Below are 18294 nucleotides of genomic sequence, written 5' to 3' on the forward strand. Positions count from 1 at the left end.
GGCCCTAGTGAGCAACGAAGGAAACATGATGATGACCTCTGACCAAGAGCCTCATGCCAAAAGACAGCAGAGGCCAACGGATTTTTGGAAACAGCAAAGCGCCCGACCGCACTAATGCGATCGGGTTAGGCCCCCGCTTTAAGGCGTAGAGGCTCCCGTTTAGCTCTCGTTCCAAAAGTCATCATGGATGCGATCGTAAACTGACGCGCCACCAAGTCAAGCCGGACCTGGTCGCCCTTCAGCTAGATAACTCCCAACGCGTCCATCGCTTCCGCAACGCGTACAAATCCAGCGATATTGGCACCAAGGACGTAATCCCCCGGCGCACCATACTCCTCGGCGGTTTCGGCGCAGGCATCATGGATTGCGCTCATGATCACCGCAAGGCGCGCTTCTGTCTGTTCAAATGTCCAACTGTCACGGGAAGCGTTCTGCTGCATCTCCAGAGCCGATGTCGCAACCCCTCCCGCGTTTGCCGCCTTTCCAGGAGCGAACATGACTGCAGCCTCCTGAAACAACTTTACCGCCTCAGGCGTGGATGGCATGTTCGCTCCCTCTCCCACCGCGATAACACCATTCTTGATCAGTGTTTTGGCGTCTTTACCAGTGAGCTCGTTTTGCGTTGCTGACGGCATCGCTACATCACAGGGCACATCCCAAATGGATCCTGCCTCGATAAAGCGAGCTCCCGCCCCCTTCATCTTGACGTATTCCGAGATGCGGTCTCGTCGGACTTCTTTGATCTCTTTGACTAAGGCGAGATCGATCCCGCTTTCGTCAACGACGTAACCATTGGAGTCTGAGCAGGCGACGACTTTTCCGCCGAACTCGATCACCTTCTCCATCGTATAGATGGCGACATTGCCTGAGCCGGAGATCGTTACTCTCTTACCGGAGAAGTCCATCGCTTTTGTGGCAAGCATCTTGCGGACAAAGTAGGTCGCGCCATAACCTGTCGCTTCTTTGCGAGCTCGCGAACCACCATAAAAGAGGGCTTTCCCGGTCAGGACACCGGCTTCGAAGCGGTTGGTCAGCCTTTTGTATTGTCCAAACATGTAGCCGATCTCACGGCCACCCACACCGATGTCTCCGGCAGGGACATCGGTGTACTCGCCAATGTGCCTGTGAAGCTCAGTCATGAACGACTGACAAAAGCGCATGATTTCGCCGTCAGAACGCCCTCGCGGGTTGAAGTCGGAACCGCCTTTTCCTCCGCCGATAGGCATCCCAGTTAGGGCATTCTTGAATGTCTGCTCAAAGCCAAGGAACTTAATGATGCCGACGTTCACTGACGGGTGAAACCGGATGCCGCCTTTGTAGGGCCCTAACGCCGAGTTGAACTGGACACGGAAGCCGCGGTTGATTTGGACCTGCCCGCCGTCATCGACCCAAGGTACTCGAAAGATGATTTGCCGCTCAGGCTCACAGATCCGCTCGATCAGTGCGTTCTCAGCGTAGCGAGGATGTTTTGCAATCACCCTTCCAAGGCTCTCCAGAACCTCCCGCACGGCTTGGTGGAACTCAAATTCTCCCGCGTTTCGTCGCAAGACCTCATTGAGAATGGGTTCTAGCTTTTCGTCGACATGCACCATTGTTCACTCCGCAATTTAAACGGCTTAAGGCGAGGATCCCTCAGCAGCCGGATCGCTCACACGATCTAACTAGTTTGTTATGGGGTTACGCGGCGTGAGTCCGAGACCTCAGTCGCTCAGACCTCATTGCCTGGAAGTTGGAGAGCAGGATTATCCCTCCCCCGAGTACAACCCAGACATCTATGCCTTCACCATAGGCGTAGAACCCGACGACCGCCGCCATGGGCACTCGCAGGAAATCGATAGGCATGATGACGGACGCGTCGAGCCTCTTCAGCGCCTGTGCCTGGCAGTAGTGAGCACTCAAAGCTCCAACACCTGCAACCAACATCCACGGAACATCGGTCAAGCTAACTTCCCGCCAATCGGTCATCGCACCCAGAAGCCCCAGCGGCAACTGAATGAGTATCATCCAGACCACGATCACCCCAGGTGAGCATTCCTTAGTGAGCTGTTTGACGAGTATTAGGGAAAGTCCGTAGCCTCCGGCGGCTAGCAGCACTAGGCCAGCGGCAGGATCAACAACTCCATATCCTGGGCGCACTACCACCAGAACCCCGATAAAGCCGCCAAGGGTCGCGAGGAGTCTTGGCCCGGTTAGCTGCTCCCTGAGCAGTAACCATGCGAAGAATGCCACCCAGATGGGCATCGTGAACTCCAGAGCGAACACTGAGGCAAGCGGGAGGAGAACCACCCCAATGGTCCAGAAGTACTGCGCAGCGAAATGAACGACATTTCGAGCGAGATGTCGTCGAAGCAGTTTCTTCTGACGGATTTGCGGTAGGAGTGATCGGCCGACCAGCAGAATCACGCCTAGACCGACCAAGGCACGGAAGAACAAAACTTGGCGGATTGACAAGGTTGAAGCGAGCTCTCGTGAACCCACTGCCATGCTTATGAAAGACGCCATGCTGAGCGCCATCCAAAACAAACCCTGTGCGAAATCCGCGTGCAGCCGTGTTCCATCTATACGTTTGTCTACTGCCATAATCACTCCGAGAGACGTTGCGCTGTGGGGATGGCGAAGGCTCTCATCCCATTGGAGGCGAGCGTGTGACGTGCCATCCGCAGCAGTATTTCGATAGATATGATGGCTGGGGGCCGGATCCTTACTCGTCCAGGCAAGCTGCATCCGCCAGCCGTAGGCCCCATCCCTGATAATGCCACCTTGGTCAAATGCCGCTGCCAAAAGCGACGGCAACTAACGGACCTTTGCTGGCCCGGCTGACACTCGCCACCGTCAGTTGATGACTTCGTCCGTCTCGAGATTGCCACTTCCCTTGCTGTCCGGGCTTAAGCCCCATCAGCGCAACACCAATAGGCGTCAGCACGGAGAGATGACCCTTATCCGCATCCACTTCATCTGGAAGAACAAGAGTGACTTCGCGGTGGTGCCCATCAACCTCGTAGGAGACAGCGGATCCAAGGCGAACGGTGTGGGGCGAGACCTGTTCGTCTGCCAGCACCCACGTATTCTCCAGCTTCTCGCTCAATTCAGGGCCCACATCAAAATTGTTAGCTAAGGCCATAAGGGCTAAGCGGCTGAGAGCGTGGAAGTCAGTTACCCCAATCACGGGTGTAGTTCGGTCAAGCGAAGACATAGTTTAGTCACCTGCGCATTAGCTCCGCCGATGGACGGAGTTGCATCGTCTGGTCGTTTTCAAGAGAGATTGTCGCAGATGGTGAGGCTAAACGTGTTGAGGTAGCCGCTAAGGACCCGGCAGGCGACAAGGCCGGATCCAGCTAAGATCCTGCGATAGGACAGACCCGGAATGCGCGCAGCACGCGTATATCGCTATCAATCAACATCGGCTCAGCATCTATGCAAGACGCGAGGAAGTCAAGCACTTTACCCGCTTCTGTAGGCGCATCTCCATTGGCAAAACTTCCCGATGAAGCGCTTGTTGACTTCCCCATGAAGCATGCCATGATTAAAGCGCCATGTTGAAGATTATCAATCTCCATAGCTTTTGCCTCTGCCGAGAGTGTCCCGTCGAAGGACACTAGCCCGGGCCGTAGACTGCTGTCGCGCATCTAAACCCGGGATTTGATCCTCCGGGATTGCGCGACCTCACCTTCCACAAGCAGTTTTTACCGAACGCAGTCTCTTGGGCTGCGCTATGAGGCATTAAAATGAAGAACGCCGAAGGCGGAAAGCCAACCATCATCGTCAGGCAGACGGACCACTCACGTTTGACCTCTCTTGCACTCGCGGCACCGGGGCGCGACCTGGACGTTGCTGAAGAACTGCTCATCGAACTTGAGCGAGCTGACGTTGTAGAAGACGAGCAATTCCCGGCGGACGCAGTGGGGATAGGATCGACTGTATCTTACCTGACAGAAGGCGGCCATAGGAGAACGGTGACCCTCTGTTACCCCGGACTGGCTGACATCGAACGCTCAATGGTGAGCGTGCTGACGCCAATTGGAGCTGCACTTCTCGGACTTTCTCCGGGACAGCAGATTGAGTGGAACGGCCGTGACGGGCATTCACACAAGTTGACCGTCCTTGAGGTGACGACCGAAGCACCGCTCACCGCCGCTTAACGGGCTGATTTCGGATGACAGCAGAACCCGTTCACAACTGACCGGGGGCTTCCGCATGCGTATTCGTCTTAAATGCAGAGTGAAAAAGATGACGACATCAAGAGCCCGCGTAAAGCAGGCTAACCGTTTTGCTTGGCCGATCATTGTCATAGTCAGCACGCTGACCATTCAAGTTGTTGGTTTGCCTGCGGACCAGGCTGGTGAAGTATTTTGGACGGAGAAGGCAACGACATGTGTGATCCTTTTCGCCAGTGCAATTCTCTTCAGTCGCCTTCTGTCCATTTTCTTCGACCGGCAACTGAAAAAGAATCGGCGGCCAAGACTCCTGAAGGAATTGATGACTTCGCTGGCATTCTTGTCGGCTGCAGTTGCGTCGGCTTCCGTTCTGTTTGGAGATTCTGCAAGTAGCATTCTGGCTGGCTCCGGACTGATCATCGCTATTATCGGCTTTGCAATGAGGAACGTTGTGGCTGACATCCTCACAGGGGTCGCCTTCGGCCTTGAAGCGCCTTTCCGGATCGGGGACTGGGTCGACTTCGACGGAGCTACAAGAGGTCAGATTGTGGAAATTGGGTGGCGATCGACGCGTCTGCTGACGAGGGACGCTACCTATATGATCCTGCCCAACAGCCAAGTGGCGAGACAACAACTCACGAACTATAGCGCGCCGCGGAGGCACTACCGATCTCAGATCACGATCACGCTCGATCATGATGCCGAGGTCTCCTTCGCGAAAGCCACACTTCTCCGAGGAGCACTCGCGGCCGAGGCCGTCCTGAGAGATCCTCCTCCTGACGTCAGGCTCATCGATCTTTCCCTGGATGGAGCGGTCTACTCGGTACGCTTTTGGGTACCCAATTTCGCCGAAGATATCGACTGCAGGGATTCTGTACTTGCCTCTATAGCGAGCGCGCTCAGAGAGGCCGCAATAGGTCTGCCGCGTCAGTGCGCGAAAAGGCAGGCATCTCGCTGCACGAGCAGATACCCATCGGAGCAAAGCAATGGACCTATCCTCAAGACCGCCGCGTGATCAGAAGATGCGTCGTCTCCTGCTTACTCGTTCTGACCTACAAGCCGGAGAGATGGTCGAGTCGCTGGCTTCGATGGGAATATTCTGCGTTAGCGAGCCGATGCTGTCGATTCAGCACGTGAGGCAAGTTGAGGCGGAAGCTTTAGAGCCCGCTGCAGCCTTAGCGTTCACGTCCGCCAACGGTGTCGACGCCTTCATCGGACAAGGTGGCTCACCTGCGGGCAAGGTGATCTATGCTGTTGGACCTGAGACCGCGGGTCGGCTGGCAGCGCATGGAGCTCAGTCAGTGCTTGCTGGGACAGGAGACGCCGCGTCATTGTTGCGATTGATCTGCTCCACCTGGAGACCTGCGGACGGCATGATAGTTCATGTCTCGGGCCGAGACATCAGCTGCGACATCGCCGCCGAACTTCGACAATGGGGGTATCGATCGCGCAGGACGGTCGTATATGCCGCTGTGCCCTCAGCGTCGATCTCCCGCTCAACGCTGGAAGGTCTACATAACAACGCGTTTTCCGGGGTCATCTTCCTGTCGCGTAGAGCAGCAGAGGTGTTCTGTTCTCTCGTCGAAAGGAATGCCGAGATCAGTATCGACGGACTGACCGCATTCTGCCTATCGAAGTCTGTTTCAGAAGCAGTCAATCCAGGTGTCTTCGAACAGCTGAAGTGGGCTTCACACCCAACTCGAGGAGGGCTTGTGGAGCTCCTTGCGAGCAAGGTCCAAGCAGCCAAAGCCACGTGGACAGGGCCGTGACCATGTCAGCACGATTCCCGATGACGAGGTCACTCACTGCATGCAGGGCTTCACCCAGCACAGGACCCGGAGCTCTGGATCCTGTGCTGGGTGAATTGCAACCCTTCGGCATTGCATGAACCGTGAATCCGAATAGGAGGCTAACATGAGAAACACGAGCACCAGACTTACGTGTCGGGTTTGCAACAAGGAGCTGCCAAAGGCAGCGGCGAGATGCCCATGGTGCACCCGTTCGGCATCTAAGCCTAGCAGTCGGATCGACTGAATAATTGATGGCCCATGACTGCGGCCTTTAGGCGGAGAAGAGGTGATCTATGTAGGCCAGATGCTGTCGCATCGTCTCGCTGGCAAGAACGCCATTCTTGTTTGCGACAGCGTCGACGATTGCCAAATGAACGTCTCCTTGCCGCAGCGCATATTCGCGTTTCCTCGCCTTGCTAAAAGCGGCATCGTGTCCTCTCTGCCATTGGGCTCTCCCACGCACGGTTGAAAGCATCCCCAGCACGGCCATCAAAAGATGATTTCCTGTGACAGCCGCTAGGGCTTTGTGAAAAGCATCATCGGCAGCTTCATATTCTGCCCAATCTGTTGCTTCCCGAGACCGCAAGGCGAGTTCGCGAAGAAGCGCCACATCCTGACTTCCTGCTGAGACCGCTGCTACAGCAGAGATCGGTGGCTCAAGGATGATACGCGCTCGCATTAGTTCGGTTGGAGATGCCATCTCGAAAAGAACTTGAGGGCGAATAGGTTCTTGCCTTGGACGAGGACCTAAAAATGTCCCCTGACCAACATGACGCCATAGAATACCTTCGCGTTCTAAGCGATCCAGTGCGCTCCGCAGGGTACCCCTGCTGCACCCAATCTTCGTGGCCAGTGTCGTATCCATCCGAGGTGGGCCGCGGGACTTGAAGTCTCGCGCGTGATAGCATGGCGGAATGGAACTCGACGAGGACAAAATCGATGACGCGGTCTTGGCACTGTTATGGCTGACGCTCCACAACGAGCGTTGCGCCTGGAAGGGATTTGACTGGGCAACGACGGACCGGTTGCATGAGAAGGGATTGATCTTCGATCCGGCGAACAAGTCGAAGTCGCTGGTCCTGACGGACGAAGGTCTACGACGTTCGGAAGAACTGTTCCGCCGGTTGTTCACACGGTAATACGGCCCCTCACTGATCAAAACCCATAGCCCATTCTCTGCGCCCGATCGACATGATGCGCCAGGGCTGGCTTTCGAGCTTCCGCCAGGCATCGCAGCAATGATCGACGATGTCGTCGTATGATTTGAAGACGCGGTTTGATAACCAGTTGTCGCGCATGAAATGCCAGAGGTTTTCGACCGGGTTCAGCTCCGGCGATTTCGGCGGGAGTGGCAGAATGGTGATGTTTTCGGGTGCGACGAGATTGTTGGACATGTGCCAGCCTGCCTGATCCATGATGAGGATAGCGTGCGCGTCGGCATCGACGTGTCGGGCGATTTCGGCCAGATGCTGGGTCATGGCGTAGGTGTCGCACCATGGCATGACCAGCGCGGCCGCCTTGCCGAGCTTCGGGCAGATTGCGCCGAAGATGTAGGCCGACCTTGTGCGCTGATCGTGCGGTGCTGAAGGCCGTGTTCCTCGCCTGGCTCATCGGCGGGTGATCTTGTTCTTTTGCCCGATACGGGCCTCATCCTGAAACCAAATCTCTACGCGTTTTCCTCGGGCGGCTCCAGCGGCAATCTCTGCCACTGCGGCGGGGAAACTTTTTTAAAATCCTCAATGGCTTGAGGGTCTTGCGCGTGATGTTTGGGTCGGACAGCCAGCTTGCGATAGCCCATGGACCGGACTTCACGGCTCAGCGTTTGCTCGCTCACCGAAACGCGAAACTCTTCCCAAAGCCATTGCGCCAGATCGCACAGACGCCAACGAACAACGCCGTCGAGATAGGGTGTCGGCCCACGCTCGATTGCTTGCGCCAGGGCCGCACGCTGCTGATCGTTCAACCGCGACTGTGGACCGGGAGCCTTGCCATTGATCAGGCCTTTGGGACCGTGTTCGTTGAACCGCATGACCCAGTCCCGGACAATTTGGAGCGTGACGCTGCCGAGGCGGGCGGCATCGGAACGCGAGCCTCCATCGTAGATTGAGGCGAGTGCCAACAGACGGCGCGCTTGAGCGGCATCTTTCGTCTGCCGCGCCAGCCGCCGCAGACTGTCTCCATCAAAATCCACCCGTAATGAAATCCCTGATCGCATCGCAGACCTCCGGTTTGCACCAGAGATTCAGATTCACCGCACTTTGGGAATGCCAAAGAGTCGAGGTCAGCGAGGCGGCGTATAATATCCAGTTTCGGCCTTCCCCCACAACCCGGCGTTCAGGTTTTGCGTCGCGCTTTTCGGGCCCATTTTGCAGCCAGGTCATCGACAGCTTTGTTGAGCTGCGAGAAGTTGGCGGCGGCGGGATCATAATCGCTGCTGCCCCACCATTCGAGGATTTCGGCATGTCGCTCGTGCGCCGGGTCTGCAAGCGTCTCGCGGAACTCCTGATAACCCCATGGACCACCAACGTCTTCAGGCGGGCAGTGTCCCGTTGCTTCGAGGAGCATCGGTCCTTCCGTGCCGACTGCAGGAAAGGTGCGTTCGATCTTGATGCTGTGTTCCCAGCCGTCGCCAAAGTCGTAAAGGTATTTGAACGATTTCGCACCGGTGTCCTGGACTGCCGACAGCAGCGAGACTTTGCGCGCATCGATCGGACCATCCCCCCATTTCTCGTCAGGCAAACCAAAGCCGACGTCACGCATGCGGAATTCGTAAAGGTGGCTGTTGGTCCAGCCCATCGCCGCCTGCAATACCTCGTGCAGCCGACTGAGCCTGATGGTGAACGGCACGACAACGCGCCGCATCACTATCGGCTCGACACGATCGAGGGTGACCTTCAGGCGAACGACGGAAGCTACCATTGTCAGGCCGCCAGCATGACGGTTGCCGGCGATGTGCGTTTCCACTCCCAGGGCAGCAGTTCGTGCAGGCGCGTGACAGGATAATCGGCGATGCGAGCCAGGACATCGGCAAGCCACGCCTTTGGGTCGACATCGTTGAGGCGGCAGGTGGTGATGACGGTCAGCATGACAGCGGCACGATCTGCCCCACGCTGGGAACCGGCGAAGGTCCAGTTCCGTCTTCCCAATGCGACACTTCTCAGCGCCCTCTCGGCTGCGTTGTTCGTGAGACAAACTCTCCCGTCTTCGAGGAAGAGGGCAAAGCCCTCCCAGCGCTTGAGCATGTAGTCGATCGGCTCGATGACCTCGGACGATCTGCTGAGCGTGGCGCGTTCCTTCGTCAACCACTCGTGCATGTCATCGAACAGCGGCTTGCTCTTCTCCTGGCGTGCCGCCAGTCGTTCTTCGGCGCTCAGACCGTTGATCTGGCGCTCGATTTCGAACAACTCGTCATAGCGCTTGACGGCTTCCAATGCGATCGGCGAGATCGGCTTGCCCTTGCGTTTGCGATCCCGCGCATTCTTCTGGATATCGGCCAGCTCAAAGAATTTCCGCCGCGCATGCGCGTGGCAAAAGGCGAAGGTGATCGAGATCTCTTTCGTTGCGGCGACAGCGATCGGCTCGCCATTGTAGCAATCGCTCTGCAGAATGCCGCCGTATCCGGCCAGGTGTTTCTGGGGATGTTCGCCGCGCCGGTCACTCGACGCATAATAGATTGCGGCTGGCGGCGCTGATCCTCCAAATGGCCGGTCATCGCATACGTAAGTCCATATGCGTCCGGTCGTGCATTTGTCCCTGGCCTGAATGGGAATGGTGGTGTCATCACCGTGAAGACGCTCGGCCGCAAAGACATGCGCCTCGATCAGATCGAAGACAGGCATGAGAGCGGCTGTTGCGTACCCGACCTGGTCGGCTAGCGTCGAGGTCGAAAGATCGATCCCCTCGCATTTGAACCGCGCACTTTGCCGGTTGAGCGGGCTGTGCATGCCGAACTTGTCAAACAGGATCGTCGCCAACAGATGAGGACCGATGAAGCCGCGCGGCGTGGCATGGAACGGTGCCGGGGTCTGGCTGATTGCCTCACAGTCACGGCACGTGAACTTTTCCCGCACCGTCTCGATCACCTTGAACCGGCGCGGTATCTCCTCCAGTGTTTCGGTAACGTCCTCGCCCAGCTTCGACAGGCGCGAACCACCACAGCAGGCGCAAGTTGTCGGCGGCTCGATGACAATACGTTCACGCTCGATATCGTCCGGCCATGGCTTGCGCACCGGCCGTTTGCGCGTGAACGAACGTACGCTCGAGGTTCTGGCGCTTGCTGCTTGTGCCGCGACCTCATCCTCCGTCGCCGCCGTCACGAGTTCCTCGAGCTGCAACTCCAACTGGTCGAGCAGGCGCGCCGTGCGCTCAGAGCGCTGGCCCCGCAACTCGCGCCTGAGCTTCTCGATCTTCAATTCCAGAGCAACGATCAGCGCCTCGTTGTCAGAGAGCATCGCCTGCGCATTGGCCGCTTCCGCAACTGCGATAGCGTGTTTAGCCTGTAAGGCTTCATGCTCACCAAGCAGCGCCAGGTAAGCGCCGACAACATCCGCAGGAAGATCGACAGGGTTTGAGATCATGAAGCCATTCGATCAGATTTCTACTGTATTTTCAATTGAATAATGCTAGCCGACCTTCGTCGGCCGCCAGGTTTCCTGAGGGTGCCTCCAGTCGATCCCGGATAGAAGATAACTGAGCTGCGCGGGTGATATCGAGATCGCTCCGCCCTCCGCAGACGGCCAGACGAACCGGCCGCGCTCCAACTTTTTTGTATAAAGGCAGCTCCCCTGGCCGTCACTCCAGATCACTTTTATCAGCGATCCGCTGCGACCGCGGAACACAAAAAGATTGCCGTCCAGAGGGTTCAGCTTCAGCACCTCCTGCACCCGCAACGCAAGGGATGGAAACCCACACCGCATGTCGGTATGGCCCGTTGCAATCCACACACGCACATTTTGACCGGAAGGAAGCGTGATCACCGCAACGTCTCCAGCCCCCGCATGATCCGAAGCAGCGCCTCAACGTCGACGCTGCCGTCCACGACCACACGACGGCCGTTCGCCGCGACAATCTCCATACGGCCGGAGGGAGACGCCACCGGATGCTCCATCGCAGCAGGTGGCGTGGCCTGCTTCACCGGCATAAAAGCTTCCGGCATGACGAGCGCCGGCACAAAATCATCGGTTTGTTTCTGGCCGTGCAAACCCTGGCGAACCGATTTGCGCCAACGGTTCAACAGGGAGCGGCTGATGCCGTATTGACGGGCCGTGGCCGACGCCCGGCCTCTCCCCGCAAAGCTCTCTGCGACAATGCGCAGCTTCTCATCCTCACTAAAGCGACGCCGCCGACCGGTGTTGATCACCTCGATACGGCTCACCCGAGACGCGCTGTCCCCTTCAAAAATCTCCATCTGTGCAACTGTCCTTATGCCTGGGAATAAGGACAGGGTCTGAACAGTTTTACTCAATATTCAAAGGCGGCCTCGCTCGGACGGATACCTTGCGACCGAGCTTTGCCGACGAGATCTTGAACCTGCTTGCAGAATTCAGCATCAGGCCTCTTTCGGTGGAAGAGGTACGGGAAATCCAGACGGCTCTGGGAATGGTCGCAGCAGGCGCGGGGCTCTGCATCGTACCCGCCTCCTCCCAACGCCAGCGGCCCGACGACGTGTTCTACCGGATGATCGAAGACAAGCAGGCCACATCCCCGGTGATCATGAGCTATCGACGCGCCGATGCGAATGGCAGGATCAACGATGTCAAGGAACTCATCCACGAAATGTATGCCGACAGGCCCGCATGGCTGCAACTATCGGAATTATGAATTGATCGCACCTGAGTTGCGCCCGAGGTTACGGTCTATTCCCTGTCAGCCCTGTTGCGGCGGATCATCATCCTCACGGTGCCGGGTTCGGCCGCTGCTGCCGACGTGTCTGCCAATGCACCGATCACGTGTGTCCTACACCTAGCACGGCCCACGCGTTCATCGGTGCGATGCCCAAGCCTGGACTGGCCGCCTACTCCGCCGTCCAGCCGCCATCTACTAGAAGGGAGGATCCCGTCATGAGGGACGATGCATCGGAAGCAAGGAAAACGGCGGCACCGACAATATCCTGAACCTGTCCGATGCGACCAAGCTTGATCTTGTCGAGAACGGATGACTTGAACGCATCGTCATCCAGGAAGGGTCTGACCATCGGTGTCTCGATGAAGGTCGGGCAAAGCGTGTTGACGCGGATCAAATCATTGGCGAGTTCCACTGCCAGCGCTTTGGTGAACCCCTCTATCGCCCATTTCGACGCGCAGTAGAGGGTACGGTTTCGTGCACCGACATGGCCCATCTGGGAGGACATGTTGATGATCGAGCCGCGCCTTCCGGCTTTGATCATTCTTTGAGACACTGCTTTGGCTGCAAAGAGGGACGCCCGCAGGTTCAGCCCCATCACCGCGTCGTAGTCTTCCTCCGTTACCTCCGAAAGCGGCTTCGGCCGATTGGTCCCAGCATTGTTAACGAAGATATCGATAGGGTCGATGCCGTTAACAGCCTCGGCGAACCGTGCCACCTGAGTGACATCCGCCACAAGGATGTCGGCGAGACCTCCTCCATCGCGGATCCCGCGCGCAGCATCCTCAAGCTCCGGTTGCGAGCGCGCGCAGACAGTGACACGGGCGCCGGCGGCAGCAAGCGCTTCAGCGATCCCTCTTCCCAGACCTCGTCCGGCGCCGGTAACCAGAGCGTGCTTACCTGCCAGGGTGAAGCTCGCAGTAATCATTCGGCTGCCGCACCGTAGGGGATATTTCGCCCGCCGTATCGCCGGACGCGGATGTTGGCCTGCTCGGCGTGACCTACAAAGCCTTCGATCATGCACAAACGGGAGCAATAGGCGCCGATTTCGGCCGCGGCGGCATCGCTGGTGATCTTCTGGTAGCTGTGAGTCTTGAGGAACTTTCCGACCCATAATCCTCCCGTATAGCGGCCCGCCTTCCTGGTCGGCAGCGTGTGGTTGGTGCCTATGACCTTGTCGCCATTGGCAACATTTGTGCGCGCACCGAGAAACAGCGCTCCATACGATGTCATGTTTTTCAGGAACCAGTCGTCCCGATTGGTCATGACCTGAACGTGCTCTGACGCGATGTCTTCGGAAACCTGCAACATTTCCTCATAGGTGTCGCAGAGAATGACTTCGCCATAATTTTCCCAGCTCCTTCGAGCGGTCTCCGCCGTCGGTAGGATCGTCAGCATCCTCTCCACCTCGCCCATGGTACGTTCGGCCAGAACCCTGGAATTGGTGACGAGGACGGCGGGACTGTTATAGCCGTGTTCAGCCTGACCAAGAAGATCGGTCGCACAAAGTTCCGCATCCACGGTTTCGTCGGCGATGAGCATCGTTTCAGTCGGCCCGGCGAAGAGATCGATGCCGACGCGGCCAAACAGCTGCCGCTTGGCTTCTGCGACGAAGGCGTTGCCCGGGCCGACAAGCATGTGGACCGGTTCGATCGTTTCTGTTCCGATTGCCATGGCTCCGATCGCCTGGATACCACCGATGACGTAAATCTCATGAGCTCCGCCGAGATGAATGGCGGCAATCACGGCAGCATTCGGTTTGCCCTGAAATGGAGGCGTGCAAGCAACGATCCGCGGTACACCAGCGACGCTTGCGGTAGCGACTGACATGTGCGCCGAGGCGACCATCGGAAACTTGCCCGCTGGGATGTAGCATCCGACCGATTGCACCGGGATATTCTTGTGGCCGAGAATGACGCCTGGCAGCGTCTCGACTTCGACATCGGAGAGTGAGGCCCGCTGCGCCTGCGCGAATTTTTTGACCTGTTCCTGCGCGAAGCGGATGTCTTGTAGCTCACGCGGCGTCAACTGGGCGATGAGGCTGTCGATCTCCTCAGCGCTCAGCCGGAAGGAGGCTGGTGAATAGTCGTCGAACTGTTCGCTGAGCCGCCTGACCTCTGCATCGCCCTGGTTCTCGATCTCCTTCAGGATCGTCTCAACGACAGATCGCACCTTGGCGTCGTCCTCGTTGCGTTCCGATTGCGGCTTGCCCCGCTTCAGGTAGGTTATAGTCATAGCTTGCCTCAAAAGTATGCCGACGCGCGGGAGGCGGTGCGGCCGTTAGTATTTTACGCGGATCGCGGTACAGGGGCGACGCGCTGGTCGATGGAGCCAAACATCGGTGTCCCGTCCGGCAGGTCGGCCTTCATCCGCACGCTTTCGCCGAATTTCATGTAGGGGGTCACGGCCTCGCCCAGATCCACCATCTCGATCCCGCGGCGTTCTGCGATGCAGCTCGAACCGATGTCCCTAAAATTCGCGTTCGAGACCGTGCCGGAGCCGATGATCGTGCCGGGCACCAAGGAGCGTGAATAGGCAGCGTGGGAAACAAGGCGGTCGAAGCCGTAATCCATTGCAGATCCGATTGCCGCGCCGAAGCGCGAACCTTCGTAATCGACGATGAGCGGAAGATCCACCTGGCAGCGCTGCCATGCAGAGCCGAGCTCGTCGGGCGTGACGGCAACAGGCGCAACCGAGCAGGGTGGCTTTGCCTGGATCCAGCCGAATCCGGTGCCCATCTCGATCGGGGCAATCCGCCTCAGGCTCCAGTCGTTGATGAGGACCACAAGACGGATATAGTGGCGCGCCGCCTCAACGGAGACGCCCATTGGAACTCTGTCGGTGATGATCCCGAACTCGCCCTCGAAATCGATGCCATCGTCTTCATTGGGAAAAGGAACATCTTCCCGGGACGACAAGAAGCGATCCGACACCCCCTGATACATCAGGGGGCGGCCGCTTTGCGCAACATTTTCAATGCCGAAGACCTGCGACATCAACTCGCCATGGCTGGCGAAGGCCGAGCCGTCGAGCCACTGCCAGGCTCGAGGCAGGGGTGCAAGGGCATTCGCTTGAACAAAAGCCAGGGTACCTTCGGCGTCCGGCGCAGCGCTCAATGCCGCAAACTCCTCTTCCAGTCGAGGAGCGATGACTTCCCAATCATCCAAAGCGCGCTGAAGCGTGGATGCCGCCTGCGCCGGCATCATCCTTTCGAGGTTACGGGTGACGATGTGAAGCCGGCCATCGATGCTTCCATCGGCAATTGTCGTCAGTTTCATAACATTCCTCTTCTCGTTACCTGCTTAACCTCGAGCGTCTAATGCCTCTTGGACGGACTGCATGCCAGTTAGAAGGACATCAGCTCCAGCTTGACGACGAAATGCTTAACAGTTGGAGGCTCGGTGAAATGAGGCGAGATCAAGGCGCGCCATTCCGCGAACAATGGAGACTCCCGGAACCCCGGCACGTGATCTTCCAGCTTACGCCACCGGATTATGACGGCGTATTCCCCAGGTTTCTCCACGCACTTCTCCAGTGCCAGGCCCACGCATCCATGGGCCTGGGAGAAGACGTCTCTCGCTTTGCCCACCGCCTCCTCGAACGCCTCTTCAGAGCCTCGCTTCACGTTAATTGTCGCGACCTCTACGATCATCTTTCCTGCCTAGTCCTTCGATTTCGAAACGGTGAAAGCCCGGTCCATTAGGACCGGTTTATCCCAAGAACACGTCCCACCAGTTCCCGGGCGTTCCCGTCGTTCCTGAAACCCAGCCGGTCGGCAATCTCCGTTTCGAGACGCGGATAGGCGCCGAACTGCGCCTGCAACCGTTCATTCGGCTCGTAGCGGATCAGTTCATGAACCTGCGGGCCAAAGTGCTCGGCGATTCCCGCAACGAGCTCAATATAACTGAGATGCAATGCTGGCAGCGTGAAACACCGACGATCAGCCGGGAAATCGGACGCGATGCACGAGGCATGAAGAAGGTTCTCAACACATCGTTCTCGCGACAGGAACCAGCTTGTGGCATCGGCGGAAACCGGGCAGACGAACGGCTCGCCCGCAGCCAAGGCATGGAAAATGTCGCTCATGAAGGCGGAGAGATGGCCCGTCGGCGCCTTCGGGCGAGCGACGATCCCTGGCAGTCTGACACCGATCCCATCGATTTCCCCACGGCGGCTGGCATCTGCAAGGAGGATTTCGCCGATTAGCTTGTGGCCGCCATAACTCATGGTCGGGAGCGGTATTGTATCGTCCGAGATGAGATCCGGAGGCATGGGAACGCCGAACACGGCCACGCTGGAGGTGAAGACGACCCTTGGGTTGGCGGAACGCGCCGACAACAGGTTCAGCACTTCCTTCCAGACAAGAACGTTGACGTCCCATGCGATAGCCGGGTCGGCCTCTGCCGCGCCACCTGGAATGGCAGCGAGATGAAAGACCACATCAACAGGCTCGGTCAGGATTGAGCGCCGAAACGCTTCATCGCGGATGTCGCCGACAAGCTCCGTGACATTTGCTAGCTCCGTATTCAGTGGAACAGCATCGACGGCCAGGATCTCGGACGAGGTCCTACGGGAAGGTCCGACCTGCTCGCCGGAAGCGAGTTTCTCTACAAGCCGGCGTCCGAGAAACCCGCCCGCACCGATCACCATAACTCTCATTATATGCCATGCCTTTCCGCCAAAGTGTCGCGAGGCTCACGCTCGCGCATACGATGAACAATTTCTCCGACAAGTCCCTTGCGAAGGGTCATGACGCAGACCACGAAGACAAGACCCTGGGCGACCAGCACCCAAGACCCGAAGCCCGCCAGGTAATAATGAAGGGAGGCCACTATAACCGCGCCCACGAGCGGGCCGATGAGCGTCCCCATCCCGCCGACCAAGATCATCAGAACCACTTCGCCGGCGAGTACGAAGCCGACATCCTGCAACGTGGCAATGCCGAAGATCAGGGATTTCATGCCGCCCGCGGCACCGGCTATCGCGGCCGCGAGGACGAAGACGCCCAAGCGGTACCGGTCAGCATTGTAGCCAAGCGATATCATTCGGGCTTCGTTTCCATGGATTCCCTGCACAACATGGCCAAAGGGCGAATGAACGATGCGCAGGATCAGCGCGAGGATCAGCACGAAGGCTACGCCGACGAAAACGTACATCGCTCCATCGCTGTTCAACGAAAACAGCCCGAGAAAGCTTCCCCGCGGGATGCCTTGGATCCCGTCTTCGCCATGCGTGAAGGGCGCCCTCAGGCAGATGAAATAGACCATCTGGCAGAAAGCCAGGGTGATCATGGAGAAATACAGCCCTCGACGGCGGATCGAAAGCCACCCCAGCAAAACGCCAAGAATGGCTCCCGCTATCGTCGCGGCTAGTATCGCCAGTTCGGGCGTGAAGCCATACGTCCTGGCGAGCCAGCCCGAAAGATAGGCGCCCATCCCATAGAACGCCGCCTGACCGAAGGACACCATCCCCAGGTACCCGACAAGCAGGTTCGTTCCCGCAGCAAACAGGCCAAGGCACATGATGTTCATGAGAAAAAGCGGATAAGCGAAAGACGGTGCGACAACCACTGCGAGAGCCGTTGCCCCCAAGATGAGGAGCCTGCTGTTGAAGCCGTTCATCAGGATGCCTTTCCGAACAAGCCGCGCGGGCGCATCAGCAGAACCAGCGCCATCGCGACGAAGATGGATATGGACGACCCGGCAGGATAGAAGATCTTGGTCAGGCCTTCGATCATGCCGAGGCCAAAGCCTGCCACCACGGCGCCGACTATAGAGCCCATGCCTCCCACGACGACGACGGCAAACACGCTGGTGAGGAAGGCGGCCCCCATAGATGGGGACAGGGAGTAGACCGGTGCGGCGAGAACACCGCAAAAAGCAGCAAGGGCTGCCCCGCCAGCATAGGTAGCCGTGACGAGGATCGGGACGTTGATCCCGAAGGCCGACACAAGGCTGGCATCCTGGGTGGATGCCCTCAAGATCGCGCCAAGCCGCGTCTTCTCCACGAGAAGCCAGATGGCTATGCACATGACCATGGAGAGGCTAAGAACCCACAGCCGATAGATCGGAACGACCAACGGCCCGGCTCGCACCACGCCGGTGAGTTCTGCGGGAACCGGAAAAGGAAGGCCCGCGCTGCCGTAGAGATTATGGGCAAGGCCCTCGATGATCAGGCCCACGCCGAAGGTCAGAAGCAGGCCGTAGAGATGATCAAGTTGGTAAAGGCGTCTCAGGAACGCCACCTCGATTACGACCGCAAGCACTGCGACAAGCAGGGGGGCAAAAATGAGCGACGGCCAGTAGCCGACCCCCAGATAATTCAGCAGCGTCCAGGCGATGTATCCGCCCAACATGAAGAGCGCGCCGTGGGCGAAATTGACGACGTTCAAGAGACCGAAGATCAGGGCCAGGCCCATGGAAAGGAGTGCGTAGAACGCCCCATTTATAAGCCCCAACATCAGCGCGTTTAAGAGAAGGATGGTGGACATACTTGCCTCTTTTACCTGC

General features: G+C 58.0%; 19 protein-coding genes and 1 pseudogene. 4 read left to right on the forward strand and 16 right to left on the reverse strand.

Annotation, left to right across the window (positions count from 1 at the left end; genetic code table 11):
* Nucleotides 1–242 precede the first annotated feature (242 nt).
* The 3 genes from gdhA to ASD54_RS26335 form a co-directional block, all read right to left on the reverse strand.
* A complete protein-coding gene (gene gdhA, locus ASD54_RS25225) occupies nt 243–1592 on the reverse strand; it encodes an NADP-specific glutamate dehydrogenase (RefSeq protein WP_062557367.1) in 1350 nt (449 codons plus the stop codon).
* Nucleotides 1593–1677: 85 nt separating this feature from the next.
* Complete coding sequence (locus ASD54_RS25230; RefSeq protein ID WP_062557471.1) at nt 1678–2580, reverse strand: DMT family transporter; 903 nt, start codon at nt 2578–2580, stop codon at nt 1678–1680.
* Nucleotides 2581–2764: 184 nt separating this feature from the next.
* A complete protein-coding gene (locus tag ASD54_RS26335; RefSeq protein WP_082547391.1) occupies nt 2765–3193 on the reverse strand; it encodes a GreA/GreB family elongation factor in 429 nt (142 codons plus the stop codon).
* A 532-nt stretch (nt 3194–3725) separates the two neighbouring features.
* Here ASD54_RS26335 and rnk point away from each other — a divergent pair.
* Together rnk and ASD54_RS25250 are read left to right on the forward strand one after the other, a co-directional pair.
* Nucleotides 3726–4139 (forward strand): nucleoside diphosphate kinase regulator, encoded by a 414-nt coding sequence (rnk, locus tag ASD54_RS25245; RefSeq protein ID WP_062557370.1) that lies wholly within the window; start codon nt 3726–3728, stop codon nt 4137–4139.
* A 55-nt stretch (nt 4140–4194) separates the two neighbouring features.
* Nucleotides 4195–5169, forward strand: a complete 975-nt coding sequence (locus tag ASD54_RS25250) for a mechanosensitive ion channel family protein (protein WP_082547392.1) — start codon at nt 4195–4197, stop codon at nt 5167–5169.
* Nucleotides 5170–6215: 1046 nt separating this feature from the next.
* On the opposite strand, the gene ASD54_RS25260 is transcribed toward ASD54_RS25250, so the two are convergent.
* Entirely contained in the window at nt 6216–6809 is a 594-nt protein-coding gene (locus ASD54_RS25260; RefSeq protein ID WP_082547393.1) for an FCD domain-containing protein, read from the reverse strand.
* A 49-nt stretch (nt 6810–6858) separates the two neighbouring features.
* On the opposite strand from ASD54_RS25260, the gene ASD54_RS25265 reads away from it, so the two are divergent.
* Entirely contained in the window at nt 6859–7083 is a 225-nt protein-coding gene (locus ASD54_RS25265; protein WP_062557374.1) for a DUF6429 family protein, read from the forward strand.
* Between the two features lie 9 nt (nt 7084–7092).
* On the opposite strand, the pseudogene ASD54_RS26340 reads toward ASD54_RS25265, so the two are convergent.
* From ASD54_RS26340 to ASD54_RS25295, 5 genes and pseudogenes are all read right to left on the reverse strand, one after another.
* Nucleotides 7093–8159 (reverse strand): annotated as a pseudogene (locus ASD54_RS26340) (IS630 family transposase).
* Nucleotides 8160–8278: 119 nt separating this feature from the next.
* The gene (locus ASD54_RS25280; protein WP_062557472.1) at nt 8279–8863 is read right to left on the reverse strand and encodes a plasmid pRiA4b ORF-3 family protein; all 585 of its coding nucleotides are present in this window, start codon (nt 8861–8863) and stop codon (nt 8279–8281) included.
* A gap of 2 nt (nt 8864–8865) precedes the next feature.
* Nucleotides 8866–10521, reverse strand: coding sequence for an IS66 family transposase (locus tag ASD54_RS25285; RefSeq protein ID WP_062557377.1), 1656 nt, complete (start codon nt 10519–10521; stop codon nt 8866–8868).
* A gap of 45 nt (nt 10522–10566) precedes the next feature.
* Nucleotides 10567–10920, reverse strand: coding sequence for an IS66 family insertion sequence element accessory protein TnpB (gene tnpB / locus ASD54_RS25290; RefSeq protein ID WP_200958492.1), 354 nt, complete (start codon nt 10918–10920; stop codon nt 10567–10569).
* Nucleotides 10917–11351 (reverse strand): transposase, encoded by a 435-nt coding sequence (locus ASD54_RS25295; protein ID WP_062557378.1) that lies wholly within the window; start codon nt 11349–11351, stop codon nt 10917–10919. Before ASD54_RS25295 ends, tnpB begins: the two co-directional genes overlap by 4 nt.
* An 89-nt stretch (nt 11352–11440) precedes the next feature.
* Between ASD54_RS25295 and ASD54_RS25300 the strand changes: the two genes are divergently transcribed.
* Nucleotides 11441–11764, forward strand: coding sequence for a LysR substrate-binding domain-containing protein (locus ASD54_RS25300; protein ID WP_244484854.1), 324 nt, complete (start codon nt 11441–11443; stop codon nt 11762–11764).
* Between the two features lie 193 nt (nt 11765–11957).
* Here ASD54_RS25300 and ASD54_RS25305 read toward each other — a convergent pair whose 3' ends face one another.
* From ASD54_RS25305 to ASD54_RS25335, 7 genes are all read right to left on the reverse strand, one after another.
* A complete protein-coding gene (locus ASD54_RS25305) occupies nt 11958–12713 on the reverse strand; it encodes an SDR family NAD(P)-dependent oxidoreductase (RefSeq protein WP_062557379.1) in 756 nt (251 codons plus the stop codon).
* A complete protein-coding gene (gene hisD, locus ASD54_RS25310; protein ID WP_062557380.1) occupies nt 12710–14020 on the reverse strand; it encodes a histidinol dehydrogenase in 1311 nt (436 codons plus the stop codon). The genes ASD54_RS25305 and hisD overlap by 4 nt, the downstream gene beginning before the upstream one ends.
* A gap of 53 nt (nt 14021–14073) precedes the next feature.
* Nucleotides 14074–15063: a fumarylacetoacetate hydrolase family protein gene (locus ASD54_RS25315; protein ID WP_062557381.1), complete on the reverse strand. Its 990-nt coding sequence runs from the start codon at nt 15061–15063 to the stop codon at nt 14074–14076.
* Nucleotides 15064–15131: 68 nt separating this feature from the next.
* Nucleotides 15132–15437: an antibiotic biosynthesis monooxygenase gene (locus tag ASD54_RS25320; protein WP_062557382.1), complete on the reverse strand. Its 306-nt coding sequence runs from the start codon at nt 15435–15437 to the stop codon at nt 15132–15134.
* A gap of 47 nt (nt 15438–15484) precedes the next feature.
* A complete protein-coding gene (locus ASD54_RS25325) occupies nt 15485–16444 on the reverse strand; it encodes an NAD-dependent epimerase/dehydratase family protein (protein ID WP_082547395.1) in 960 nt (319 codons plus the stop codon).
* Nucleotides 16444–17406 (reverse strand): branched-chain amino acid ABC transporter permease, encoded by a 963-nt coding sequence (locus ASD54_RS25330; protein WP_062557384.1) that lies wholly within the window; start codon nt 17404–17406, stop codon nt 16444–16446. Before ASD54_RS25330 ends, ASD54_RS25325 begins: the two co-directional genes overlap by 1 nt.
* Nucleotides 17406–18275 (reverse strand): branched-chain amino acid ABC transporter permease, encoded by an 870-nt coding sequence (locus ASD54_RS25335; RefSeq protein ID WP_062557385.1) that lies wholly within the window; start codon nt 18273–18275, stop codon nt 17406–17408. The genes ASD54_RS25330 and ASD54_RS25335 overlap by 1 nt, the downstream gene beginning before the upstream one ends.
* Between the last annotated feature and the right edge of the window lie 19 nt (nt 18276–18294).

Source organism: Rhizobium sp. Root149 (genome assembly GCF_001427345.1).
Taxonomy (GTDB): domain Bacteria; phylum Pseudomonadota; class Alphaproteobacteria; order Rhizobiales; family Rhizobiaceae; genus Neorhizobium; species Neorhizobium rhizoryzae.

Bases quoted from the DNA above. Each gene is read 5' to 3' on its own strand.
- hisD (WP_062557380.1), bottom strand. From the start codon at position 14,020: ATGACTATAACCTACCTGAAGCGGGGCAAGCCGCAATCGGAACGCAAC.
- ASD54_RS25260 (WP_082547393.1), bottom strand. From the start codon at position 6,809: ATGGATACGACACTGGCCACGAAGATTGGGTGCAGCAGGGGTACCCTG.
- ASD54_RS25335 (WP_062557385.1), bottom strand. From the start codon at position 18,275: ATGTCCACCATCCTTCTCTTAAACGCGCTGATGTTGGGGCTTATAAAT.
- ASD54_RS25265 (WP_062557374.1), top strand. From the start codon at position 6,859: ATGGAACTCGACGAGGACAAAATCGATGACGCGGTCTTGGCACTGTTA.
- rnk (WP_062557370.1), top strand. From the start codon at position 3,726: ATGAAGAACGCCGAAGGCGGAAAGCCAACCATCATCGTCAGGCAGACG.
- ASD54_RS25325 (WP_082547395.1), bottom strand. From the start codon at position 16,444: ATGAGAGTTATGGTGATCGGTGCGGGCGGGTTTCTCGGACGCCGGCTT.
- ASD54_RS25250 (WP_082547392.1), top strand. From the start codon at position 4,195: ATGCGTATTCGTCTTAAATGCAGAGTGAAAAAGATGACGACATCAAGA.
- ASD54_RS26335 (WP_082547391.1), bottom strand. From the start codon at position 3,193: ATGTCTTCGCTTGACCGAACTACACCCGTGATTGGGGTAACTGACTTC.
- ASD54_RS25330 (WP_062557384.1), bottom strand. From the start codon at position 17,406: ATGAACGGCTTCAACAGCAGGCTCCTCATCTTGGGGGCAACGGCTCTC.
- ASD54_RS25305 (WP_062557379.1), bottom strand. From the start codon at position 12,713: ATGATTACTGCGAGCTTCACCCTGGCAGGTAAGCACGCTCTGGTTACC.
- ASD54_RS25285 (WP_062557377.1), bottom strand. From the start codon at position 10,521: ATGATCTCAAACCCTGTCGATCTTCCTGCGGATGTTGTCGGCGCTTAC.
- ASD54_RS25320 (WP_062557382.1), bottom strand. From the start codon at position 15,437: ATGATCGTAGAGGTCGCGACAATTAACGTGAAGCGAGGCTCTGAAGAG.
- ASD54_RS25295 (WP_062557378.1), bottom strand. From the start codon at position 11,351: ATGGAGATTTTTGAAGGGGACAGCGCGTCTCGGGTGAGCCGTATCGAG.
- gdhA (WP_062557367.1), bottom strand. From the start codon at position 1,592: ATGGTGCATGTCGACGAAAAGCTAGAACCCATTCTCAATGAGGTCTTG.
- ASD54_RS25315 (WP_062557381.1), bottom strand. From the start codon at position 15,063: ATGAAACTGACGACAATTGCCGATGGAAGCATCGATGGCCGGCTTCAC.
- ASD54_RS25280 (WP_062557472.1), bottom strand. From the start codon at position 8,863: ATGGTAGCTTCCGTCGTTCGCCTGAAGGTCACCCTCGATCGTGTCGAG.
- ASD54_RS25230 (WP_062557471.1), bottom strand. From the start codon at position 2,580: ATGGCAGTAGACAAACGTATAGATGGAACACGGCTGCACGCGGATTTC.